This is a genomic window from Limnothrix sp. FACHB-406, assembly GCF_014698235.1.
GTDB lineage: Bacteria > Cyanobacteriota > Cyanobacteriia > CACIAM-69d > CACIAM-69d > CACIAM-69d.
The window spans coordinates 122,733-141,962 of sequence record NZ_JACJSP010000006.1; the positions used below are offsets into that span (position 1 = coordinate 122,733).

Annotated in this window: 18 protein-coding genes; 8 read left to right on the plus strand and 10 right to left on the minus strand. The window is 55.3% G+C overall.

The window, feature by feature from the left end; genetic code table 11:
• Nucleotides 1-29: 29 nt before the first annotated feature.
• Nucleotides 30-1,607, minus strand: coding sequence for a photosystem II high light acclimation radical SAM protein (locus tag H6G53_RS08335; protein ID WP_190531967.1), 1,578 nt, complete (start codon nucleotides 1,605-1,607; stop codon nucleotides 30-32).
• A 681-nt stretch (nucleotides 1,608-2,288) separates the two neighbouring features.
• Between H6G53_RS08335 and H6G53_RS08340 the strand changes: the two genes are divergently transcribed.
• Both H6G53_RS08340 and H6G53_RS08345 read left to right on the plus strand, forming a co-directional pair.
• Nucleotides 2,289-2,648, plus strand: a complete 360-nt coding sequence (locus H6G53_RS08340; protein ID WP_190531969.1) for a DUF1830 domain-containing protein — start codon at nucleotides 2,289-2,291, stop codon at nucleotides 2,646-2,648.
• Nucleotides 2,649-2,946: 298 nt separating this feature from the next.
• Nucleotides 2,947-3,420: a DUF4079 domain-containing protein gene (locus tag H6G53_RS08345; protein ID WP_190355253.1), complete on the plus strand. Its 474-nt coding sequence runs from the start codon at nucleotides 2,947-2,949 to the stop codon at nucleotides 3,418-3,420.
• A 33-nt stretch (nucleotides 3,421-3,453) separates the two neighbouring features.
• Here H6G53_RS08345 and argH read toward each other — a convergent pair whose 3' ends face one another.
• From argH to pgl, 8 genes are all read right to left on the minus strand, one after another.
• On the minus strand, nucleotides 3,454-4,869 hold the full coding sequence (gene argH, locus H6G53_RS08350) for an argininosuccinate lyase (protein WP_190527621.1): 1,416 nt from the start codon (nucleotides 4,867-4,869) through the stop codon (nucleotides 3,454-3,456).
• Between the two features lie 145 nt (nucleotides 4,870-5,014).
• Entirely contained in the window at nucleotides 5,015-5,194 is a 180-nt protein-coding gene (locus H6G53_RS19235) for a hypothetical protein (RefSeq protein WP_370567123.1), read from the minus strand.
• Between the two features lie 403 nt (nucleotides 5,195-5,597).
• Entirely contained in the window at nucleotides 5,598-7,106 is a 1,509-nt protein-coding gene (locus tag H6G53_RS08360; RefSeq protein WP_099532500.1) for a PP2C family protein-serine/threonine phosphatase, read from the minus strand.
• Between the two features lie 195 nt (nucleotides 7,107-7,301).
• Entirely contained in the window at nucleotides 7,302-9,065 is a 1,764-nt protein-coding gene (ftsY, locus tag H6G53_RS08365; protein ID WP_190531971.1) for a signal recognition particle-docking protein FtsY, read from the minus strand.
• A 75-nt stretch (nucleotides 9,066-9,140) separates the two neighbouring features.
• Complete coding sequence (nusB, locus tag H6G53_RS08370; RefSeq protein WP_190355305.1) at nucleotides 9,141-9,779, minus strand: transcription antitermination factor NusB; 639 nt, start codon at nucleotides 9,777-9,779, stop codon at nucleotides 9,141-9,143.
• 590 nt (nucleotides 9,780-10,369) lie between these two features.
• The gene (locus H6G53_RS08375) at nucleotides 10,370-10,747 is read right to left on the minus strand and encodes a single-stranded DNA-binding protein (RefSeq protein ID WP_099532498.1); all 378 of its coding nucleotides are present in this window, start codon (nucleotides 10,745-10,747) and stop codon (nucleotides 10,370-10,372) included.
• Between the two features lie 144 nt (nucleotides 10,748-10,891).
• The gene (locus H6G53_RS08380; RefSeq protein ID WP_099532497.1) at nucleotides 10,892-11,638 is read right to left on the minus strand and encodes an FHA domain-containing protein; all 747 of its coding nucleotides are present in this window, start codon (nucleotides 11,636-11,638) and stop codon (nucleotides 10,892-10,894) included.
• 137 nt (nucleotides 11,639-11,775) lie between these two features.
• Nucleotides 11,776-12,657 carry a 6-phosphogluconolactonase gene (pgl, locus tag H6G53_RS08385; protein ID WP_190531973.1) on the minus strand — a complete coding sequence of 294 codons (882 nt, stop codon included), beginning with the start codon at nucleotides 12,655-12,657 and terminating at the stop codon, nucleotides 11,776-11,778.
• A gap of 453 nt (nucleotides 12,658-13,110) precedes the next feature.
• On the opposite strand from pgl, the gene H6G53_RS08390 reads away from it, so the two are divergent.
• The 3 genes from H6G53_RS08390 (at nucleotide 13,111) to H6G53_RS08400 (ending at nucleotide 16,099) form a co-directional block, all read left to right on the plus strand.
• Nucleotides 13,111-13,923: an HpsJ family protein gene (locus H6G53_RS08390; protein WP_143472951.1), complete on the plus strand. Its 813-nt coding sequence runs from the start codon at nucleotides 13,111-13,113 to the stop codon at nucleotides 13,921-13,923.
• Nucleotides 13,924-14,096: 173 nt separating this feature from the next.
• Entirely contained in the window at nucleotides 14,097-14,870 is a 774-nt protein-coding gene (locus H6G53_RS08395; protein ID WP_099532494.1) for an HpsJ family protein, read from the plus strand.
• Nucleotides 14,871-15,223: 353 nt separating this feature from the next.
• Entirely contained in the window at nucleotides 15,224-16,099 is an 876-nt protein-coding gene (locus H6G53_RS08400) for a glycosyltransferase family 2 protein (RefSeq protein WP_190532075.1), read from the plus strand.
• Between the two features lie 115 nt (nucleotides 16,100-16,214).
• Here the strand turns inward: H6G53_RS08400 and H6G53_RS18960 are convergent, their stop codons facing one another.
• A complete protein-coding gene (locus H6G53_RS18960) occupies nucleotides 16,215-16,340 on the minus strand; it encodes a hypothetical protein (protein ID WP_255407529.1) in 126 nt (41 codons plus the stop codon).
• Between the two features lie 82 nt (nucleotides 16,341-16,422).
• On the opposite strand from H6G53_RS18960, the gene H6G53_RS08405 reads away from it, so the two are divergent.
• From H6G53_RS08405 to H6G53_RS08415, 3 genes are all read left to right on the plus strand, one after another.
• Nucleotides 16,423-18,387: a DICT sensory domain-containing protein gene (locus H6G53_RS08405; RefSeq protein WP_242030791.1), complete on the plus strand. Its 1,965-nt coding sequence runs from the start codon at nucleotides 16,423-16,425 to the stop codon at nucleotides 18,385-18,387.
• Between the two features lie 147 nt (nucleotides 18,388-18,534).
• On the plus strand, nucleotides 18,535-18,873 hold the full coding sequence (locus H6G53_RS08410) for a KGK domain-containing protein (protein ID WP_190531977.1): 339 nt from the start codon (nucleotides 18,535-18,537) through the stop codon (nucleotides 18,871-18,873).
• Between the two features lie 5 nt (nucleotides 18,874-18,878).
• Nucleotides 18,879-19,229, plus strand: coding sequence for a KGK domain-containing protein (locus H6G53_RS08415; RefSeq protein ID WP_190531979.1), 351 nt, complete (start codon nucleotides 18,879-18,881; stop codon nucleotides 19,227-19,229).
• Nucleotide 19,230 lies beyond the last annotated feature (1 nt).

Genomic DNA, 19,230 nt, shown 5'->3' on the forward strand with positions numbered 1-19,230 from the left:
GAAGTGGAAAAGCAACCGCTCAAACATCCCTAGGGCGTTTTGATCAGCTCGCGGCTTTGGGTTTTTGGGGCGATCGGGGCCGAAAGGGCCGCCTCCAACGAGCTGCGGCCCAACCGACGCTCCAAAATTCGCATCACTTCCCGGCCGAAATCATTGCTGTTGCTGCGCCAAGCTTCCAGGCACACTTCCCCAAAAAACGACCCCAACGGTTCCGGATTCCAGAGCAGCTTCCGCGCCGTCCAAGGCATCAGGCTCATGGGGTCATAACCGGGTTTCAGAATTTCCTTCTTGAGGGCATATTCTTCCAGGTGAGTATGGGGTTGCAAACCAATGAAGAAAATTGCTGGCTCCACCTTGTCAGCCCCAAAAACTTCCTCCAGGGCCCGATGATAGGCGATGGTTTGGCGAATGGTTTCATAGGTTTCATCAATCACATTGAAGGAGTAATTAACCGAAACCACATCCTCAAAACCAGCCGCTTTTAGGTCACGACAATTTTGCAGAACCGTGCGCAAGTTATAGCCCATTCGCATTTTGCGCACCAGTTCTTGGGATCCGCTAGTAATCCCAATTTCAAAATAGTTCATGCCCGTTTTCACCATCAGATCACAGAGTTCTGGATCGAGGTTATCGGCGCGAATATAGGCAGCCCAATGAATATCCGTCATGCCAGCCGCCAGGACATTTTTGAGCAATTCCTTGGCATCTTCAATGAAGCGCCGAGCCGGGATAAATTGGGCATCGGTGAACCAAAAGTTGCGAACACCCAATTGATAAAGCTGCTGCATTTCTGCAACCACTTCAACGGCCGGATTAATCCGAACTTGCTTGCCCTCAATGACGGTATAGACGCAATAGCAACAGTTATGGGGGCAACCGCGCTTGGTTTGCACACCGATATAAAAGTCCCGATCGCGGAAATAGTAGCTAAAGGCCGGCCAGATCGTTTGAATGTAGGCGTAGTTACAGGCGGTTTTTTCCAAGGGCGCAGGTGGTTCATGCACCAGGCCCACACGGGGCTTCGTTTCCCCGGCAATGTAACAGCGTTCCTGGTCTAAGGACTCGCCTCGCAGCAGTTTTTCCAGCAGGGTTTCCCCTTCCCCAACGGAGACGATCGTGCCCTTGGGAAGCGATCGCTGCAACTGTTCATAAAACACACTGACGGCCCCGCCGCCCACCACTGCCCGGGCGCTGGAATTGTAGCGTCGGGCCCGGCGCAGTCCCCGCCGAATGAGGCCCTGATTGCGCCAAAGTTCCGCATAGTAGGCGCTGGTGACCCGCAAACCACCCAAGGCTCCCCGAAGCTTGATCAGGGGGTTTTTGGCGTAGTAAAACTCGAAGGCATTTTGCAGCGGATTGCCACCACGGCCGCCCACGGGTGCATAGATCTGAATGTCGCGCCAGGAAAAAACCAGCAGGGTGGGCCGGAAGGCATCGATTTCCGCATCAAGGGCCGCTTTGAAGTCCAAGGGCGGCACGGTTCCCAGGTCAAAAAGCCGCTGCTCGATCGCGGGAAACTGCTTGTGTACGTGGTCAGCGAGATAAACCACCCCGATCGGGAAGATGGGGTTACAGGGCAGTCGGACGTACAAAATGCGATCGGCCATCATCCACTTCCCTAACTGTCGCAACGGATCATTAAGGCTTGTTCATATAAGTTAACGATAGCATCAGACCTTGGCCGGATTTCACCCGAGCCACCATTTCGGGCTAATTTTCTTCAAAAATTGGGCCCGCAAGAGTCGTCCCTGGAGTCTCCAGATCGTAGCGGGTGGGTCTTGTCCGTTAGCAAATGGTGACGATTCCACACCTTGAATCGTCAAGCTCCCACGATTTCGGGAGCCTTGAGCTAGCATGAAAGAATAGATCAACTGGCAATTGAACCAATTGGTAAGAGTTGATCAAATTCATAGAATTTGCAGAGAACTTCACAAGAAATTCAAGGAAGTTTGAGGGAGATTTTATTTGAATTTTTCAGAAAAATTAGGTTCTTTTCAAGACCTGTACCCAATAGAGCTTGGGTTGTGGGAGATTGCTATTGAGCCGCCACTTTCAGCTCAATTGAGACCCGTTTTAGTTGAGATTTGGTTGATCCTTAATCGAGCTTTGGTCGAGTCTTGTCAGGATCTTGATTTGGAAAATTGATGTTCGTTAGATTTTCTTAAAGATTCGAAAATTGAAAAGCCGCTCGTTGGTAATCGGGTTTACAGCTTGTCGGCAAAGGGGGTGTTAGCGTAGCAAAATCGTTCTATTCCCTTGATCTACCCTTGGCTCCTATCCCTGCAACCATGGCACAAATTATCGATCCCATTCCCAATGACGATCGGCAAAAGCTCCTTTGCTGCTACGTCAATGCCACGAGCAAGATTCAAGTTGCTCGGATCACGAACATTGCGAATTGGTATTTTGAACGGGTGGTTTTTCCGGGACAACGCTTGGTTTTTGAAGCGCTGCCAGAAGCACAACTGGAAATTCACACGGGCATGATGGCTAGCTCAATTCTTTCTGATCGAATTCCCTGTTCAGAATTGTCTTTTGAGGAAGACATGGAGAGTCTAATTGACTCGCCCGAGCGTGCGAATGAAACCGTTAATCGGGAAACCGAAACCCGTTCGGATCCGGAACCGGCCGTTTCGGTTGGGGCCTAGTGACCCATTAGTTGCTGGTCCAAAGACCGCCCAGAGGAGTAATGAGGCGGTCAGGGGGGACAGCTCGGATTGGGCTGGGTGTGATGGATACGACGCTGAAGGTGGTGCTGAGTTCTGAGGCCATGGCACTAGATGAGCAGCGCGAGACAGGCAGCGTAGATGTTAGGCTCGATGGAAGCGCTGTTATGGATCTCCGATGGTTAAGAAATGCTGTGACATTTTGTTAACTGATTGTTAATTCATCGGGTGCTCCATCTCATCTTGTCACTTCAGTTTTGAGCAACTTGAGCGAATTGATTTGAACCTGCCGGATTTTTTGTGGCTGTGGCGAATTGCCGCATGGTCAATGGGCCTGACGCTGACGGCCTATAGTTTGCTGGGTGTGACGGGAGTGGTGTTGAGGCGCGATCGCTTAAGGTCTAGCGATCGCGCCTTAGCTATGACAACGACTATGGCAACGACCCTTCCAAGCTGGCTGCGCCCGCTGCACATCACCCTGGGCATTGGGTTGGTGGCGTTGGTGTTGCTGTTGCTGGGGGTGGGAATTGTCGGCACGCTGGGGCATTTTGGCAGCTTGGGCCACTCGCCCCACCTGCTGGCGGGATTGACCGTGGTGGGGTTGGTCGGCTTGTCGGCTTGGAGTGCGAGTCGGATTGCGATCGAGCGCCCTTGGGCCCGATCGCTCCATTGGCGCACTAATTTGGTTTTGTGCTTGGCCTTGCTGTGGGTATTGGGAACCGGTTGGACTGTGGTGCAGAAATACCTGCCCTAGCCCTTGATTAACCCTTAATGAATGAACCCTTGATTAACCCTGTGGAGCAGCGATCGCGGTCTGATGTCGATCGCGGGCGGCGGCCAAGGCCTCTCGCACCTGCGCAAACCCCGTTCCCCCAAAGCTATTGCGGGCAGCAATCACCTGCTGAGGTGCGATCGCCCCATAGATATCGGCCTCAAACGCCGGGTGCAGCGCCTGCCATTCTTCGAGGGTCAGATCCTTCAGCAGCTTGCCCGCTTCCAAACAGGTGCGCACCACCTTGCCCACCAGGTTGTAAGCTTCCCGGAAGGGTACGCCCTTGGCGGCCAAGTAATCAGCCACATCCGTCGCATTCGAGAAATCTTCGCTGACGGCCGCTTCCAACCGAGCCGTGCGGAAGCTCAATCCTTCGGAGAACAGAATGGTCATGGCTTCCAAGCAGCCTTGAACCGTCTTCACCGTGTCAAAGAGCGCTTCCTTATCCTCTTGCAGGTCTTTGTTGTAGGCCAGGGGCAAGCCCTTCATCAACACCAATAGGGCTTGGAGATGGCCAAACACGCGCCCGGTTTTGCCGCGCACCAACTCCGGCACGTCAGGGTTTTTCTTTTGGGGCATGATGCTGGAACCGGTGGAGCAGGTGTCGCCCAGTTTCACAAACCCAAATTCTTCAGAACACCAGAGGATCACTTCCTCGGAGAGGCGTGACAGGTGAACCATGATCAGGCTGGCGGCGCAGAGGAACTCCACGGCAAAGTCCCGATCGCTCACCCCATCCAGGCTGTTGGCGTAGGGGCGATCAAACCCCAGCAGTTGGGCGGTGTAGTGGCGGTCGATCGGGAACGTTGTGCCTGCCAGGGCCCCGCTTCCCAAAGGACAAAGATTGGTGCGGCGGCGAATTTCGCCCAACCGTTCCCAGTCGCGAGCCGTCATTTCCACATAGGCCAGCAGGTGATGGGCGAGGCTCACCGGTTGGGCCCGTTGCAGATGGGTATAGCCCGGAATCGGCGTTTCCACATAGGTTTCCGCCAAAGTCAGCAGGGCCCCTTGAAAGTCCAACAATTGCTGGCGAATTTGGTCAATCTGGTTTCGCAAATACAGGCGCGTATCGGTTCCCACCTGATCATTGCGCGATCGAGCCGTGTGCAGCTTTTTGCCCGCATCGCCAATCAGTTCCGTGAGCCGTCGTTCCACCGCAAAGTGGACATCCTCCGCTTCCACACCCGGGTTGAACTGACCGGCGCGATATTCCTGGCGAATTTGCTCTAAACCCGCCACAATTTGCTCGGCTTCCTCGGGGGCAATAATCCCCTGGTGACCCAACATCCGGGCATGGGCCTGGGAACCGGTCAAGTCATATTCAATTAGTTCAATATCAAACCCGATACTGGCATTAAAACGGGCGATCGCCGGATGCAACGCGCTTTCAAAACGTTGACTCCAGGTTTGGGTTTGGCTGGAATTGCTCATGGTGGGCAAAGGATCGACCGCCGCTCACGACAGTCAAAAGTGGCAATCAGGAACGGCAATCAGTATCCCATGCCAACGTTAAGGAAATGTGCTTATTGCGACGACAATCCAAAGCTTGCTGCCCGCCATCGAAGCGCCATCTTCCTTAGCCGTAGGTGGTGGCTTGGCGAATGATGTATCCCAACACGAGACCAATCAATAGGGCCCAAATTTGCCCCGTTTGCACAAAATGAGACCAAAATCGCTGGATTTGCCCCATGAAATCGGGAGTTTCAAACTGAGCCGCAAAAAGGGTGGGATGGGCCAAGCTGGGGCCGCCGGCCATCGCCCCTTGGGCCAAGCTGCCCAGCAGGAACACCACTAAGCAGCCAATCACAGCCCAAAGCAAGGTGCTGACCCAGCTCGATCGTCGATCGAACCGCAGCCAGCGCCGTCGCCCAGTGGAATTAACGGGCGGCTGGGAAGACGTTTCATAATCCATGGGATGACGCATAATCACTACCTCTGCGACAACGATCCTTCAGGGCACCCCCCTCGGGTTGAGTGCTTCCACAGTAACCAGTTTGCGAGAAAATTCAACCGATTTGGTCAATCGTCAGGAGTTCTGGCCGGGGAGCCTGACCTGCAAACCCAGTGGGCAATCTGCCTGGGAAATACTCGCTGATCTTCAGCAAACGCTGCTCTTCAGCAAAGTTGATTAACTCTCCAAAATATTCCTGAATCTTGCCTCAGACTAACTGCATGGCGGTCGATCGCGGTAAGTCTGGCAGTTGCGGTTCCTGGGTAATGCGCAGAACAATGCCGGTCATGTCGTCGGAATTGCGATTTTCGGAACCGATGAACTCCTGCACCCGATCGAACAAGTGATTCAGAATTCCTTGGGCGTTGTCGTAGTTGTGGCAAGCCCAATAAAACCCATCCCGCAGGCGATCTTCCTCAAACCGTTGGCCACGGGGATCAGCCGCATCGGTGAAGCCATCGGTGAAAAAGATGATCGTGTCGCCCGGATAAAGCTGAATTTGGGCATCGTTGAATTCACTGTTGGCATCTAGGCCAATCAACATGCCTTCGGTATCTAGAGCCACGATTTGATCCGATCGCGATTGCCAAAGCAGCGGTGGGTTATGGGCCGCGTTGCTGTAGGACAGAATCCGCGTTTTCGGGTCATATTCCGAATAAAACAGGGTGACGAACCGGTGGGAATTTTCCAAGTCCGCATACATCACCCGGTTCAGATGGTGCAAAATTCGTGCGGGGGAATGGCCGTTCAACACCTCAGCCCGCAACATGCCCCGGGTCATGGTCATGATCAGGCCAGCGGGCACGCCTTTGCCCATCACATCCCCGATCGCGATGCTCCAGGGGGTGGTTTCCGTGCCGCCGAGTTTTGTTTGGGCGTTGCGACCCAGGCTGGGGGAACCATTGCGACAAACGGGAATGAAGTCGTAATAATCGCCACCCACCCGATCGGCCGTTTCGCAACGGGCCGCCAGATCAACACCTTGAATTTTGGGATATTGGCGCGGCAGCAACCGCAGTTGAATTTCGGCCCCAATTTCCAATTCCCGATCGAGCCGTTCCTTTTTCCGCAGCTCAACGGTTAAGTCGGCATTGTCGATCGCCACGGCCGTTTGATCTGCCACCAGTCGCACCAGTTTTTGGCGCTTGGAAGTCCAGGCAAAATCCGGCGCACAACAGAAGGCATAGAGCCGGCCCCGCTCCACCTCGTTCACCAAAATGGATGCCCCAAAAACCCGCACACCGGCTCCCAAGGAATCGGCCACGGTTTGATCCAACAGGGCGATCGCGCCGGGATCAAATTCCACCTTGTGATCCTTGGTGGCATTGGCCGTCAGCACCCCTGTCACCTTGCGTGTGGCCAACTCCAGGGCCCGCCGGATGGGCCGCACCTGACAGCGGTGATCCCCTAACTCCTGACAGTGCAACTGTTCTAGGCGTACTTGCCCATTGGGCCGAAACAGCACCAACGCCCCGCCGTCCGCATCGGCAACTCGGGTGGCAATCAAGGGAATCAGTTCCAGAAACTGATTCAGATTTTTGAAGCTCCGGAGGGCGAACCCCAGGGAACTGAGCAGGTCTTGGACTTTGTATTGTTCGCGGTTGAGACGGGCAACCAGTTCCTTCAGGGCAAAGACAGGGGTATTGTCGCCCGCCGCTAACAGATCAGCCGGGTCAGGAGGTTGCGATGAGGTGTGAGGGGCAGGGGCAGCGGACATTTCAAGGATCGATGAGCGATCGTGCCAGAGCGCCCAGTTTTGAGTTAGCTATGGTAGCGCCAAATCACTGGACTGCCAACAAAACAACAGAATTCAGAGAGGGCTTGTCAGTAGGACTGTTCGATCGGGTGTTGGGTTTTGTTGGTCAATCCCACCCCCCCAATTGCCACGGACTACCCGTTGACTAACCATCGCCTAACCGTTGAGCAGCGCCTCTACAAATTCGTAGCTAGAGAAGGGGCGCAGCGCTTCAATGCTTTCCCCCGCACCAATGAACCGGATGGGGAGATTGAGCTGCTGGGCGATCGCCAGGGCAATCCCCCCCTTAGCGGTGCTGTCGAGTTTAGTGAGGACTACGCCGCTCAGTTTAGCGGCTTCTGCAAAGACCTTAGCTTGCTGGAGGCCGTTTTGTCCTTGGGTGGCATCCAAAACCAACAGCGACTCCACGATCGCGCCGGGGGCCTGCTTGTCGATGATCCGGCGAATTTTAGCCAGCTCATCCATCAAATTCTTTTTGTTTTGCAGACGGCCAGCGGTGTCCACCAACAGCAATTCCGTTTCGCGGGCAGTGGCGGCGGTAATCGCATCGAAAACCACGGCGGCGGGGTCGGTATTTTTGCCGGGGTTAGCGATCGTTTCCACACCGGCTCGATCGCCCCAAACTTTCACCTGCTCCACGGCGGCGGCCCGGAAGGTGTCCCCCGCTGCAATCAGACAGCGGTAACCGGACTTGCTGCCCAGGCGGGCCAACTTCCCGATCGTGGTGGTTTTGCCTGCGCCATTCACACCCACAATCAGCCAAATATTCAGCTTGCCTTTTTCGGGAGCCAATAGGGGCAAGGTATCTGCGCCCGCCTCGCGGATGGGGCGATCGAGCAAATCCCGCAAGATCTGTTTCAAATAGGCGATCGCCGCTTCGGGGGGCAGGGCTTCTTCGCGCACCTTGTCTTGCAAAGCGCCAATGATCGCATCCGTCGCTTCCACGCCCGCATCGGCCTGGAGCAGCAGGGCTTCGATTTCTTCAACCGCATCCGCATTCAGCGGCCCCTGACCAACCAAAGACTTGAGCTGATTCACCAGGCCGCGGCGGGTTTTGTCTAGCCCTTGGCGCAAACGGGTGAGCCACTCAATTTCCTCGGCGGAAATGTCTTCCGGGCGACGACCCTGGGCCGCCAAAATTTCCGCCGACCACAGGAAGTTTTCATCAAAAACGATCGCCCCCGGTGGCAGGGCTGCCGGTTCCGCTTCGGCCACGGGTTCCGGCTCCGGTTCCGGTTCCACAATCGCCTCGGCCTTGACCCGTTCCAGCCGTTCCGCGCGATCGGCCTCGGCCCGCTCCAGCAAGGAAGCCGACTCCGAAAGGGTGGGGCTAGCTGCCGCGATCGGTTCCGTTGGCTCAACGGGTTCCGGTTCCGGCTCTGGGGCAACTGGCGGTTGCTGAAGGTTTTGGTAAGCCGCTTTGGCCCACTGCAACAACTCATCCGCGTTGGAAGGAGCTGTTATCACTGGTTCCGGCTCTGGGGCGGGTTCCGGCGCTTCAGCCACCAACGGGGGAGCGGCCACGGGCGCAACCGGTGCGGCGATCAGTTCCGGCTCCGGTGTTGATTCTGGCTCGGTTGGTTCCGGTAATTCTGGTTCGGTTACTTCTGGCTCTGGGGCGATCGACTCCGGCTCCGGTTCTGGCTCCGGTTCCGGCTCCGGTTCCGGCTCCGGTTCCAAAGCAGCGATCGGTTCCGGTTCTGGCTCCGGGGTCAACTCCACCGTCAGCACCTCAACCGCGACCGGCTCCGGTTCTGGCTCGGACTGAGGCTCAGGGTCGGGTTCCGCTTCCCCTTCTGGAGCCGTGGGGGTCGTTTCCGGGGCTGTTTCCGTGGGCTGTGCATCCGTGGGCTTGTCGGAGTCAAACTCAACGTAAAACTTCTCTTGGGAAAACTGACGTTGGAACCAGTTAAAAACCATCGATCGCGACCTTAGCAGTGACAGGAAGGCAAAGGAGCCAGGAAACAAAAAGTTAAAGACAGAGTAGCGCGGCCCCTAGGCACGGGTGGCCTTCATTTGGTCGATCGCCCGGCGCAACACACCGTTAATGAATCGGTAGCTGTCGGCCTCACTGTAGCGCTTAGCCAGCTCCACTGCTTCGTTAACCGCCACTTGCGGTGGCGTTTTCAGATAACAAATTTCCGCGATCGCCATGCGCAAAATATCCCGATCGATCCGTGCCAATCGGCTTAATTGCCAATCCACCATGCTGTCCGTCAAGGTTTGGTCAATCTCCGCCTGGTAGCGAGCCACCTTTGTCACCAAATCCAGAGCGTAATCTTGCACGTTCAGTTGTCCCGCCGCTTGCAGCATCTCTGGCAGTTCAACAGCCATGCCCAAGCGATTGATTGCTGACTGAGTAAACTCGATCGCCTCCTTCACCATGGCCACCGATCGCTGAGCATCGCTGGCCCGAATTTCCTCCCGCAACAGTTCCGTTTTGAGCAAACGCTCATTGCCCCGTTGCAATTCTGCGCTGGCCATCTCCAGGGTTTCCCGCACCTCAGCCATCAGGGTACGCACGGCCGCTTGCAACAGATCTTTTAGATCACGGTCTTGGAGTTTTTCAGGTTTATTGGGGAGCTGGCTAATGCTGAGGAGAGCCAGTTCACGGGCAATTCGGCGAGCTTGCATGGGGTTGAAGGGAAAATGCAGGGTGAAAGAAGCGCGATCGCCCAGGATAGCGCTCTTTGCCGCACAGCGATCCGTCACGCGGCCAGCACCATCAAGGGCGGCTAATTGCTCTCAAGTGTTGCACCGGTCGGAACCGCCGACAAGGTACGGAACTCACCCACCAAGCGATCACGCGCCCTAACGGGTTTTAGCGTTGTTCAGATTACTGGTTTCGATCGCCTGTTCAGGGGCCGCTGGCAACGTCTTTTGCGATTTTTGCGATGTCAAATTTTGCGATGTCAAACCCAAGGCCAGCAACCCTCAGGAAAGGGAAGCCGAAGCCACATCATCAAATTGCCTTTAATCTTGATGTTCTGATTGGGCGATCGTCAGGGGCAAGGGGCTTAAGCCCCTTGTCTTTTTTGACTGTTGGAGTTAGTAAAGGATCGATTTTGGATAGTCAGATTTGAAATTTCAAACAGGCTTCTTAATCAGCAGTCGCAGCGCCGAATTGCATGTTAACCAACCGCCGCTCATGGCTAATGCTTCAGATCAATCCCAGACCAATTGCAGATCAATTCCCCATTAATTTGCAGAAACTAACTTGCAGATCAAAATTCGTCGTAGTCGCTATAGCCGCCACCATTGCCGCCCCCTTCACTGGCATCCCGCTTGGAACCCAAAAGCTGCAAATCTCGCACCACCACCACGGGACTAGTCCGCTGGGCCCCAGACTGGCGATCGGTCCAGGTATCAATTTTTAGGCTGCCTTGCACTGCAATTTCCTTGCCCTTGCGCACATAGTTGGCGGCCACCTCAGCGGTTTTGCCCCAAATTTCCAAATTGAACCAATCGGGCCCATCATCGCGATTGCGTGAAGGGCGGTTCACCGCCAGGGTCAAGCGACATTTCACCGATCCAGACTCGAAATAGCGCACATCGGGATCACTGCCAGCGCGGCCCACCAGATTGACAACATTGATGCTCATGGTAACTACCGATTACAGCCATTTCATTCAAGCAACTTGCGGCAGCCAATTCAACTGAATACTGATGAATACTCAGCAAATACTCAGCACATGCTAGGCAATTTGTAGGGCCAACGGAGAAAGATTAAAAGATTAATCACAGGCTTAACTGCCCAGTTGGAACCAAAACGACACCAGATCATGCTTGCCTAAGGCAATCCGATCGCCCGGCCGCAGCCGATGCCGATTGCCCGGAGCCAAAAACAACCCGTTGACATAGGTTCCATTAGCGCTGCCCGTATCCTCCAAGTAATGGGCATCGCCCTCCACTCGAATGTCCGCATGGATCCGAGACACCACTTCCGCGTGGGGAAATCCTGAAACATCAATGTCCGGCGGTACGCGATCGTTGGGTTTACCCAAATGGATGAGACTGATCTGCTCCGGTAACATCACAACCGCGCCGCTATGAACATGCACCAATCGGGCGATCGTCCGCTGCAATTGCGTCACGGCTCCCGGAATGGGCGCTGCTTCGGGGGTGGCTCCCATCAAGGCCGTGGGCGGCTCGGCGGGATCGCCCAAAGACCCGATCGGCTCGATTTCGGGACTGACTGGAAACAGCGATGCCCCGATCGGCTGTGTGAGATCGGTGATCTCTTCGTCACTGTCGGGGTGTGCTGGCGGCGCTGGCAAGGGAGGCGGAGCCGCCACGGGGCTGGGGGCCGGCAAGGGCGCGATCGAGGGAGCCGCCTGAAGATTGTGACCACATTGCCCACAGAAGTTGGCATCACTCAGAACCGGCGCACCGCAACGGGGACAGCTTTGCAGAGTGGGAAGAGCCGTGAAGCAGGCTTCACAAGTTACTGCATCATCGGGGTTGGCGTGATTGCAATTAGGACAATTAACCATGGAGCCGATCGCGCCTGGGCGCTTGCAAAGGAGCAAAGGAACCAAAATTCAGTCGTTCAGTCAATTACGGACGAGTTCGGATGATTTCGGACTCCAGACCACCGGGCTTGACCGCTGATGAACCGATCAGCCAGCGCCTAGAACTCCAGTCGCTCTCCAGCCGATTGATCAAACAGCCACCACAGTTCCCCCGACACCGGGCGCACCAATCGGGCTGGATAGGTTTGGTCTAGCAAAGCCGCCAAGGTGGGATCGTCACAAGGTGCAAACACCTGGGCGATCGCGGGTTGCTTGCTTTCCCCCGAGACCAAGAAAATCGTACAGCTTGCCTGGTTCAACACCGGCACGGTCAGGGTAATGCGGGGATCGTCACCCCGATTGCCCACCGTCACCCACCGATCGCGCACGGCCAAGGCAGCGGTGTTGGGAAACAAGGAAGCCGTATGTCCATCATCTCCCAAACCCAGCAACACCAGATCCAGGCTGGGAAAGTCTGCCTCTAGCCCCCACTGGTCGCAAAACAAGGCCCGCAATTGAGCCTCATACCGCGCCGCATCCTCCGCTGGGCTGGCTCCGTCGGTGGGCATGGGCCAACAGTTGACGGCGGGAATGGGCACCCGATCGAGCCAAGCCTCCCGGGCCATCCGCTGGTTACTGTCTGGGCTGGTGGGCGGCACATAGCGCTCATCTCCCCAAAAGATAAAGAGCTTTGACCAATCCAAATCCGCTTGAGCCAACTGTTCATAGAGTGGCTTAGGGGTGCTGCCGCCGGCCAGAGCCATGGTGCAACGGCCCGATCGCTTCAGGGCATGGTCAATTTGACTCAAAACCACTTCCACAGCCCGCTCAATTAGCTCAGGGCGATCGGGCCAAATTTCCACCGTTGGCAGTTGGGCCGGAAGCGATTCAGCAGGAAATGGGAATGATGGACTAGACGAATTCACCGACTCCGATCGGGCATCGGCCCCGGAAGCCGCATCCGTTGCCCCACTGGCAGGATCTGGGAACGCTGAGGTCATGATCGAAAAATGCTAAAGACCCGAGCCGCCACCCGGCCCGGTCAACTCCCCTAGCCTAACCGATTGATCGGAAATTCAATAACAGCTAATCGAAAGACCCGCCCAAGATCCACCAAAATTAAGATCCACCAAAGTTCGAAGCCAAAATTGGGAGCCAAAATTGGAAGTGTAAAATTTCATCGAAATCAGCGGGCGATTATCCTAAGTTGCTGAAACAATAGGGCACGGGAAAAGCCATGAAACGCTGACTTCAAATTTTGGCCGCAAACTTTGGCCGACCTTGGCTCAAAAACTTTGGCTGCAATTTTTGATCTCATTCGATCTCAATCGTGGCTCGCAACCCATTGCGATCGCCCGTTGGCCTGGCGCAATGGTAGCCGGTTCGATCGCCTCCTGATTTGGCTGCCGGCTCTTGTAATTCCCTTCTGTAACAGCGCTTCCTAAGGACGCTCCATGACGACTAGTACACATTCCTCCCAGACTTCCGCCCCCATAGCGGCCGTTGTGCTGCAAATCGGGGGCGCAGTGGCGATCGCCCTTGGATTAATTGATTTCCTTTCCGTTGCCGTTCCATTCGATTTTGCCAACCGAGGCTGGGTGATTGACACCACCCGCCAATTGATCGATCGGGGCATCGTGCCAGCCATGGGTGTCAGCCTCCTGTTTTGGGGCTTCTGGATTGAAATCAAATCCGGTGTCAGCCGGTCTTGGCGTAGGGGTGTGGGTGTTGCGACCCTGGCATTTTCGGCGCTGATGGGACTGTTGTTTTTGGTGATGGCCCCCACGCACCTACTGTCTGTGCGGGCCGAAGCCCAATCCACCCTCGCCGCCATTACCCGCCAATCGCGGGAAGCCGAAAAACAAATTGATACACCCGAATTTAAAAACAGTTTGCAGCGCCAGCAACAGGTTTTTCGGGAGCAGATGCAGTTTTTGCTGCAAGACGATGCTCGGTTTAATGAATTTATTAACAGCCCGCAGTTTGATGAACGCCAGAAGGAGTTCATGCGGCGGCTGAAGGCAAATCCGGCTGACTTGGAAACGGTGATTCGCCAGCGGGTGAATGATTTTCCCCTGCAATTGCTGGCCCGCATTCGATCGCGGCGGCAGGAGCTAGAAACCCGCGCCAGAACGACGGCCCTGCGGTTGGGCGTGCAAACAGGAACCAGCGGCATTGCCCTATCGGTGGCCTACCTGGCGATCGCCTGGTTAGGGCTGGGGGGATCGGGTGGTCGCCCTGCCCCGCGCCGCCGTCGATCGGCTTAAGTTCGCCTTCGGTTCGACCCAATATTTCGACTCAATGTTTCGACTTAACATTTCGACCCAATATTTCAATGCGAACCTCAATCTTTTGACCCTTGTTTTGGCTCTTTTTCGCCCTTCTTGACCATTCCGATCCAGACGTTCTGCGTAACCCGAGAGTTTGAGAGTTTAAGACTATGACGAAAGCTGGTAAACGCCCCTCGCCCCCTTTGGCCGCCCTGATCGCCATTGTGGTTGGAACCGTGTTGGTCATTTCCTCGCTGCTGGACTATTTAATTCTGATCTTCCCGCCGGATTTGCAAAATCCTCAATGGTTGCTCAACACTATTTCTGAAATTGTGGGCCGCGGCATTGTGCCCATGGTTGGAATTTGCTTCCTGTTTGCGGGGCTGTGGATGAATTCCCGATCGGGCTTGCCCTCCGCCAAGAAAACATCGCTGATGAATCCTCGGCTTTGGGTTTTGATTTTGTCGAGCGCCTTGGGTGTGTTGTTCCTGGTGCTATCACCGATTTACATCAACGGCGTGAACAAGGCCAGCGCCAAGGAAGTGGAAAACATCGAAGCTCAAGCCAAGGCCGCCCTGGATCAGCTAGGAGAACCGGCGGAGCAATTTCGCGATCGGCTGAAAACCCTGCTGAAAAATCCCCAAGAACTCGATCGGTTGATCAAGAGCGGTCAAGTGCCGCCGCAAGTGGTGCAACAACTGGAACAGGCGCGATCGAACCCGGCCGTTTTGGATTCTCAATTCAACCAATTCAAGCAAGAACGGCAACAGGAGATTGACAAGCGGAAGACCGAGCTTGTGCAGCGCACCAAAACCGGCTCCATGAAAACCACCCTCCGCACAGGTCTCAGCAGCCTGGTTTTGGGTGTCGGTTATTTGTTCATGAGCTGGATGGGCTACACGAAACGCGGCTCCCGCGCACGTCCGGCCAGCCGAGCCAGCTAGGGCAATCTTTGGACTGGCTTAACTGACCGGCTTAACTGACCGGCTCGCCTCGCTCATTGGATTCAGTTTGAATTCAGTTCAGGTTGATTTTGAATTGGAGAGAGTGGATTGGAGATTGATCGCGACTTGAACACCGCGATCAATCTTCCACAAGCGGCCAGCCTGATCATGATCCACCCCACTTACAGACCAACTTACAGACAAAGCCGACTTCGCCACGCCATAACAGGAAGCATCCTGATTGCAGTACTCGTTAGCGAATTACAGCAATTGTTGGGAAAGTCATAACGGAATTAACGGTGCATCGACTCGATCGGCCATCACCGCTCGATCGCCCACCGATTCAAATCACCATGTTTTCGATCTATATCCTCACCCACAACGAAGAAATCGATATTGCAGATTGCATCGAGTCTGCATTGCTGTCCGACGACATCATCGTCGTTGACTCCCTCAGCACCGATCGCACCGTGGAAATCGTGCAAGACTACGCCCAGCGATCGCCCGTGCGGTTGGTGCAACATGCCTTTGAAAGCCACGGCAAACAGCGCACCTGGATGCTCGATCACATTCCCACGCGCCATGACTGGGTTTACATCCTGGAAGCCGACGAACGGATGACCCCTGAACTCTTTCAGGAATGTTGCCAAACCATCCAACGGGCCCACCATGAGGCCTACTACGTGGCCGAGCGGGTGATGTTCATGGGGCAATGGATTCGCCGCAGCACCCAATATCCCCGCTACCAATTACGACTGTTTCGGAAAGATGCCGTCCGGTTTGATGACTACGGCCACACGGAGCGGGAGGTGGTGCAAGGAACCACGGGTTTTTTACAAGAAACCTATCCCCACTTCACTTGCAGCAAGGGCCTGAGCCGCTGGCTGGATAAGCACAACCGCTACTCCACCGATGAGGCCCAGGAAACCTTGGCCCAACTGACGCGGGGCAACGTGTCTTGGCGCGACTTATTTTTCGGTAAAACGGAGGTGGCAAGGCGGCGGGCCCTCAAGAATTTGTCCCTGCGGTTGCCCTGTCGCCCCCTGGTGCGATTTGTGTATATGTATTTTGTGCTGGGGGGCTGTTTGGATGGACGCGGGGGATTTGCCTGGTGTGTGCTCCAGAGTTTTTACGAGTACCTGATTGTGCTGAAGGCTTGGGAGATGCGCTATGGCACAACCACATCCCGATCGACCCCGCGCCTAGGCAAGAAATTACGCAAAAAATAGGGTTAGTCAACGGCTCTCAGCGGCCAGCCTGTGAGCAGCCGGCCTGTCAGCAGCCGATCGCCCAGCAGCAGACTCGGGGTCGATCGCCTGGATCAGCACCAAACTGATGCCCGATTCAATTCCCGGCAAATTCCCAAAAATCACGAATCCGGCGCTCGGGCAATGGCAGAATGGTGAAACGGCGGTTGCGGCCCCCTTGCCCCTGCCCAAGTCCTAAAGCAATGTCTGAAACGGATCGCATGGAAGGCGCTCCTCCTGTGGGTTCTTCAATCAATCGTGCCCGCCGTTCCAGATCCTCGAAGCGGGCGGGTGGGCCTCAGCGGTTGGCTGGGGTCAAAACCGCGTCAATTCTGGATCTGCTGTTGGGCCAATTGCCGCAACTGCGCACCCAAAGCTATTTCAAAGCATCCCTGACGGCCCTTTCCCACGCGATCGAGGATTTGGTGTTGGCGGGGCCGGGCGATCGCCCCTTAGTGATTGCCAGCTTTCAGCGAGAACGGTTCTATCGTCAGGAAGCCCGCCGCTACCATCGGATTGCGCACCAGAGCGATCGGGTTTATGTGCTCTCGGCCCCGGAGGCGGAGTTTCGCAGTGCTTCGGGGGAATACGAAACGGTGGCCTTTGAACCCACCGATGCGTTGGCCAACGAGTGGCACTTGGTGGTGTTGGGCGATCGGTATGCGGCCTGTTTGATCTGTGCGGAGCGCCAGGGCGGTGAGTCCCAGGCCGATCGGGCCGGCAGCTTTGGGGCAGATGATCGGGTGCGGCGGTTTGAGGGGGTCTGGACGTTCGATCGACAGGCCACCCAAGTGGCCGCCAGCCTCTTGTTGGAGCGAATTCGCACCTACCGCCCCGAGTTGGGTGACAAGATCGATCGCACCCTGGCCGAGTTTTCCGAAGGTGGCGGCCCCACCCTGCCCGAAATTGACCCGGAACCCTTTGCCCACCGGCTCGTTACCTATCTGCAAGCGGGGCAATACAAGCTTCTGAAAGCCTATCGCTCCATTTCCACCCAAGAGCGCAAGGAGCGGTTAATTAACCTGATCACCTCAGCCATCCGCCAATCTTTGGATCCTTCAGAGGTGATGGGGGTGGCCGTGCGCCAATTGGGCCAAGCTCTCCGCTCTTGTCGCTGCATTGCTTACCGCTGCAAGGACGGAGATGCTACGGCCACGGTGCAGTATGAAATGTTGGGAGCCGCTGTGCCCTCCCTGTTGGGACAATCCTGGCCGCTGATTAGTCAGGACTGTTTTCAATCGGCCCTTCAGAACCATGGCGGAGTTTGCGTTCTGGATTTGAATGAGGAACCCCAACCGGGCTTGGTGCAGGCGATCGCGGAACAGTATGCGATCGCCTCCTGGTCGATCGTGCCCGTGTGCTATCGGGACAAACTGTTGGGGGCGATCGAACTGCATCACTGCGGGAGTTTGCCGCGCCTTTGGTCTGCCGATGAAACGGGGTTGATGGATGCGGTTGCCACTCAGTTGGGTGCGGCCCTGATGCAGGCCCAAACCTACGCCGATCTCGAAGATCTCAATCAGCAACTGGAAGCGCTCGATCGGACCCGTAGCAACCTGATTGCGATCACCGGCCACGAACTGCGCACGCCCCTTTCCACGATCCAGGTTTGCCTTGAAAGCTTGGCCTCGGAACCGGATATGCCCCTGGAATTGCGCCAAGTGATGTTGGATACGGCCTTGGGCGATGCGGAGCGAATGCGCGTGCTGGTGCAGGATTTTCTCACCTTGTCTCACCTGGAAAGCGGGCGCGTTAATTGGAACCTGGAAGCCTTGCCGCTCACGGAATGTGTGGAACTGGCCCTCAGCAGTGTTCGGGCCCGCGTGCCCCGCGATCGACTGCCCCGCATTGCCTCGCAAGTGTCTGAAGCGTTGCCCCCCGTGCGGGCCGATGGGGAATGGTTGGTAGAAGTGCTGTCCAAGCTGCTGGACAATGCCTGTAAGTTCACCCAGCCCGAAGGAGCCGTGACCATTGAGGCGGGCCCCACCCCGGACGGGGCGATCGAGGTGGTGATCACGGACACGGGGCGCGGCATTGAACCGAACCGCCTGGAAACCGTGTTCGATCGGTTCTATCAAGAGGAAGGCTCCCTCCGGCGCACCGTGGGCGGAACCGGCCTGGGTTTGGCGATCTGTCGGCAAATTATCCTCGGTCTGGGCGGGCAAATTTGGGCCGAGTCAGACGGCAAAGATCGCGGCAGCCAATTCCACTTCACAATCCCAGTTTTTGAGGGCGATCGACCCAGTTCTCTCAGCGACTTGATCGGTTAATTATGGGGACTGGAGAGATATTTTTGCTAAGAAAAATTGCTTTAGGCGGTTAAAGTTTTTGAGCAATGCAGCCTTTACTTAAAACAATTAGCCTATCATCTCACAGGTAATATCAAGGTCAAAACCAATCAACAAAAGGAAATGATCATGAGTCCAGTGAAAGTCTATATCGTTGATGAAGGTGATGTTATCCGTCAAGAGGAGGGCAAGTTACCCTTCATTGGTGAACAAACTTGTCTTGCGACTGACCTGAAAGATGTCGTTCTCAAACAGGTTTTCAGGTACGGTGAAACAGATGCGCGTCATCAAATTTTCTCCCAAGGTATTGAATGTGTAATTTTGCGTCCTGGCGATAAAAGCTGGTTATCAGGCAAATTACGCTTCGTCTTGGAGCTACACTTGGATCTACCCCAGGAGATTGATTCAGAAGTAGAGACCAATCAGTCATCTTCACTCGATGAACTTTGTCGTTTAGCCAATGGTTAATTCTTATGACTTCTGAAGAAAAGTTGCCAGAATCACACAGATTGTATCGACTAGACAATGGCGATATTTTGCGAGTCGATAAAGGGAAATTGCCTTTCGTTGGCGGTAACACTTGCCTAATTGAAGATCTATTAATTTCTCAAAGAAACCGATTCTCTGGGGATTGCCCAGAGTGGAAGATTTTCAAGGATGGATTTGAATGCAGAATTCTGCGGCCAGGTTCTAAAAACTGGGTGAGCGGAAAAGTCAGGTTCTATTTGGAAATTTCAACCAATACAGACAATGTGCCGCAGCTCACAGAGGATGAACCTGATGAGTCGCCACTTGATGCAATTCGCAAGTTGGCTGACGAGTAGC

Excerpts from the sequence above, each read along its gene's own strand:
- H6G53_RS08335 (WP_190531967.1), bottom strand. The coding sequence starts at position 1,607 with ATGGCCGATCGCATTTTGTACGTCCGACTGCCCTGTAACCCCATCTTC.
- H6G53_RS08340 (WP_190531969.1), top strand. The coding sequence starts at position 2,289 with ATGGCACAAATTATCGATCCCATTCCCAATGACGATCGGCAAAAGCTC.
- argH (WP_190527621.1), bottom strand. The coding sequence starts at position 4,869 with ATGAGCAATTCCAGCCAAACCCAAACCTGGAGTCAACGTTTTGAAAGC.
- H6G53_RS19235 (WP_370567123.1), bottom strand. The coding sequence starts at position 5,194 with ATGGCCGGCGGCCCCAGCTTGGCCCATCCCACCCTTTTTGCGGCTCAG.
- H6G53_RS08360 (WP_099532500.1), bottom strand. The coding sequence starts at position 7,106 with ATGTCCGCTGCCCCTGCCCCTCACACCTCATCGCAACCTCCTGACCCG.
- ftsY (WP_190531971.1), bottom strand. The coding sequence starts at position 9,065 with ATGGTTTTTAACTGGTTCCAACGTCAGTTTTCCCAAGAGAAGTTTTAC.
- nusB (WP_190355305.1), bottom strand. The coding sequence starts at position 9,779 with ATGCAAGCTCGCCGAATTGCCCGTGAACTGGCTCTCCTCAGCATTAGC.
- H6G53_RS08375 (WP_099532498.1), bottom strand. The coding sequence starts at position 10,747 with ATGAGCATCAATGTTGTCAATCTGGTGGGCCGCGCTGGCAGTGATCCC.
- H6G53_RS08380 (WP_099532497.1), bottom strand. The coding sequence starts at position 11,638 with ATGGTTAATTGTCCTAATTGCAATCACGCCAACCCCGATGATGCAGTA.
- pgl (WP_190531973.1), bottom strand. The coding sequence starts at position 12,657 with ATGACCTCAGCGTTCCCAGATCCTGCCAGTGGGGCAACGGATGCGGCT.
- H6G53_RS08390 (WP_143472951.1), top strand. The coding sequence starts at position 13,111 with ATGACGACTAGTACACATTCCTCCCAGACTTCCGCCCCCATAGCGGCC.
- H6G53_RS08395 (WP_099532494.1), top strand. The coding sequence starts at position 14,097 with ATGACGAAAGCTGGTAAACGCCCCTCGCCCCCTTTGGCCGCCCTGATC.
- H6G53_RS08400 (WP_190532075.1), top strand. The coding sequence starts at position 15,224 with ATGTTTTCGATCTATATCCTCACCCACAACGAAGAAATCGATATTGCA.
- H6G53_RS18960 (WP_255407529.1), bottom strand. The coding sequence starts at position 16,340 with ATGCGATCCGTTTCAGACATTGCTTTAGGACTTGGGCAGGGGCAAGGG.
- H6G53_RS08410 (WP_190531977.1), top strand. The coding sequence starts at position 18,535 with ATGAGTCCAGTGAAAGTCTATATCGTTGATGAAGGTGATGTTATCCGT.
- H6G53_RS08415 (WP_190531979.1), top strand. The coding sequence starts at position 18,879 with ATGACTTCTGAAGAAAAGTTGCCAGAATCACACAGATTGTATCGACTA.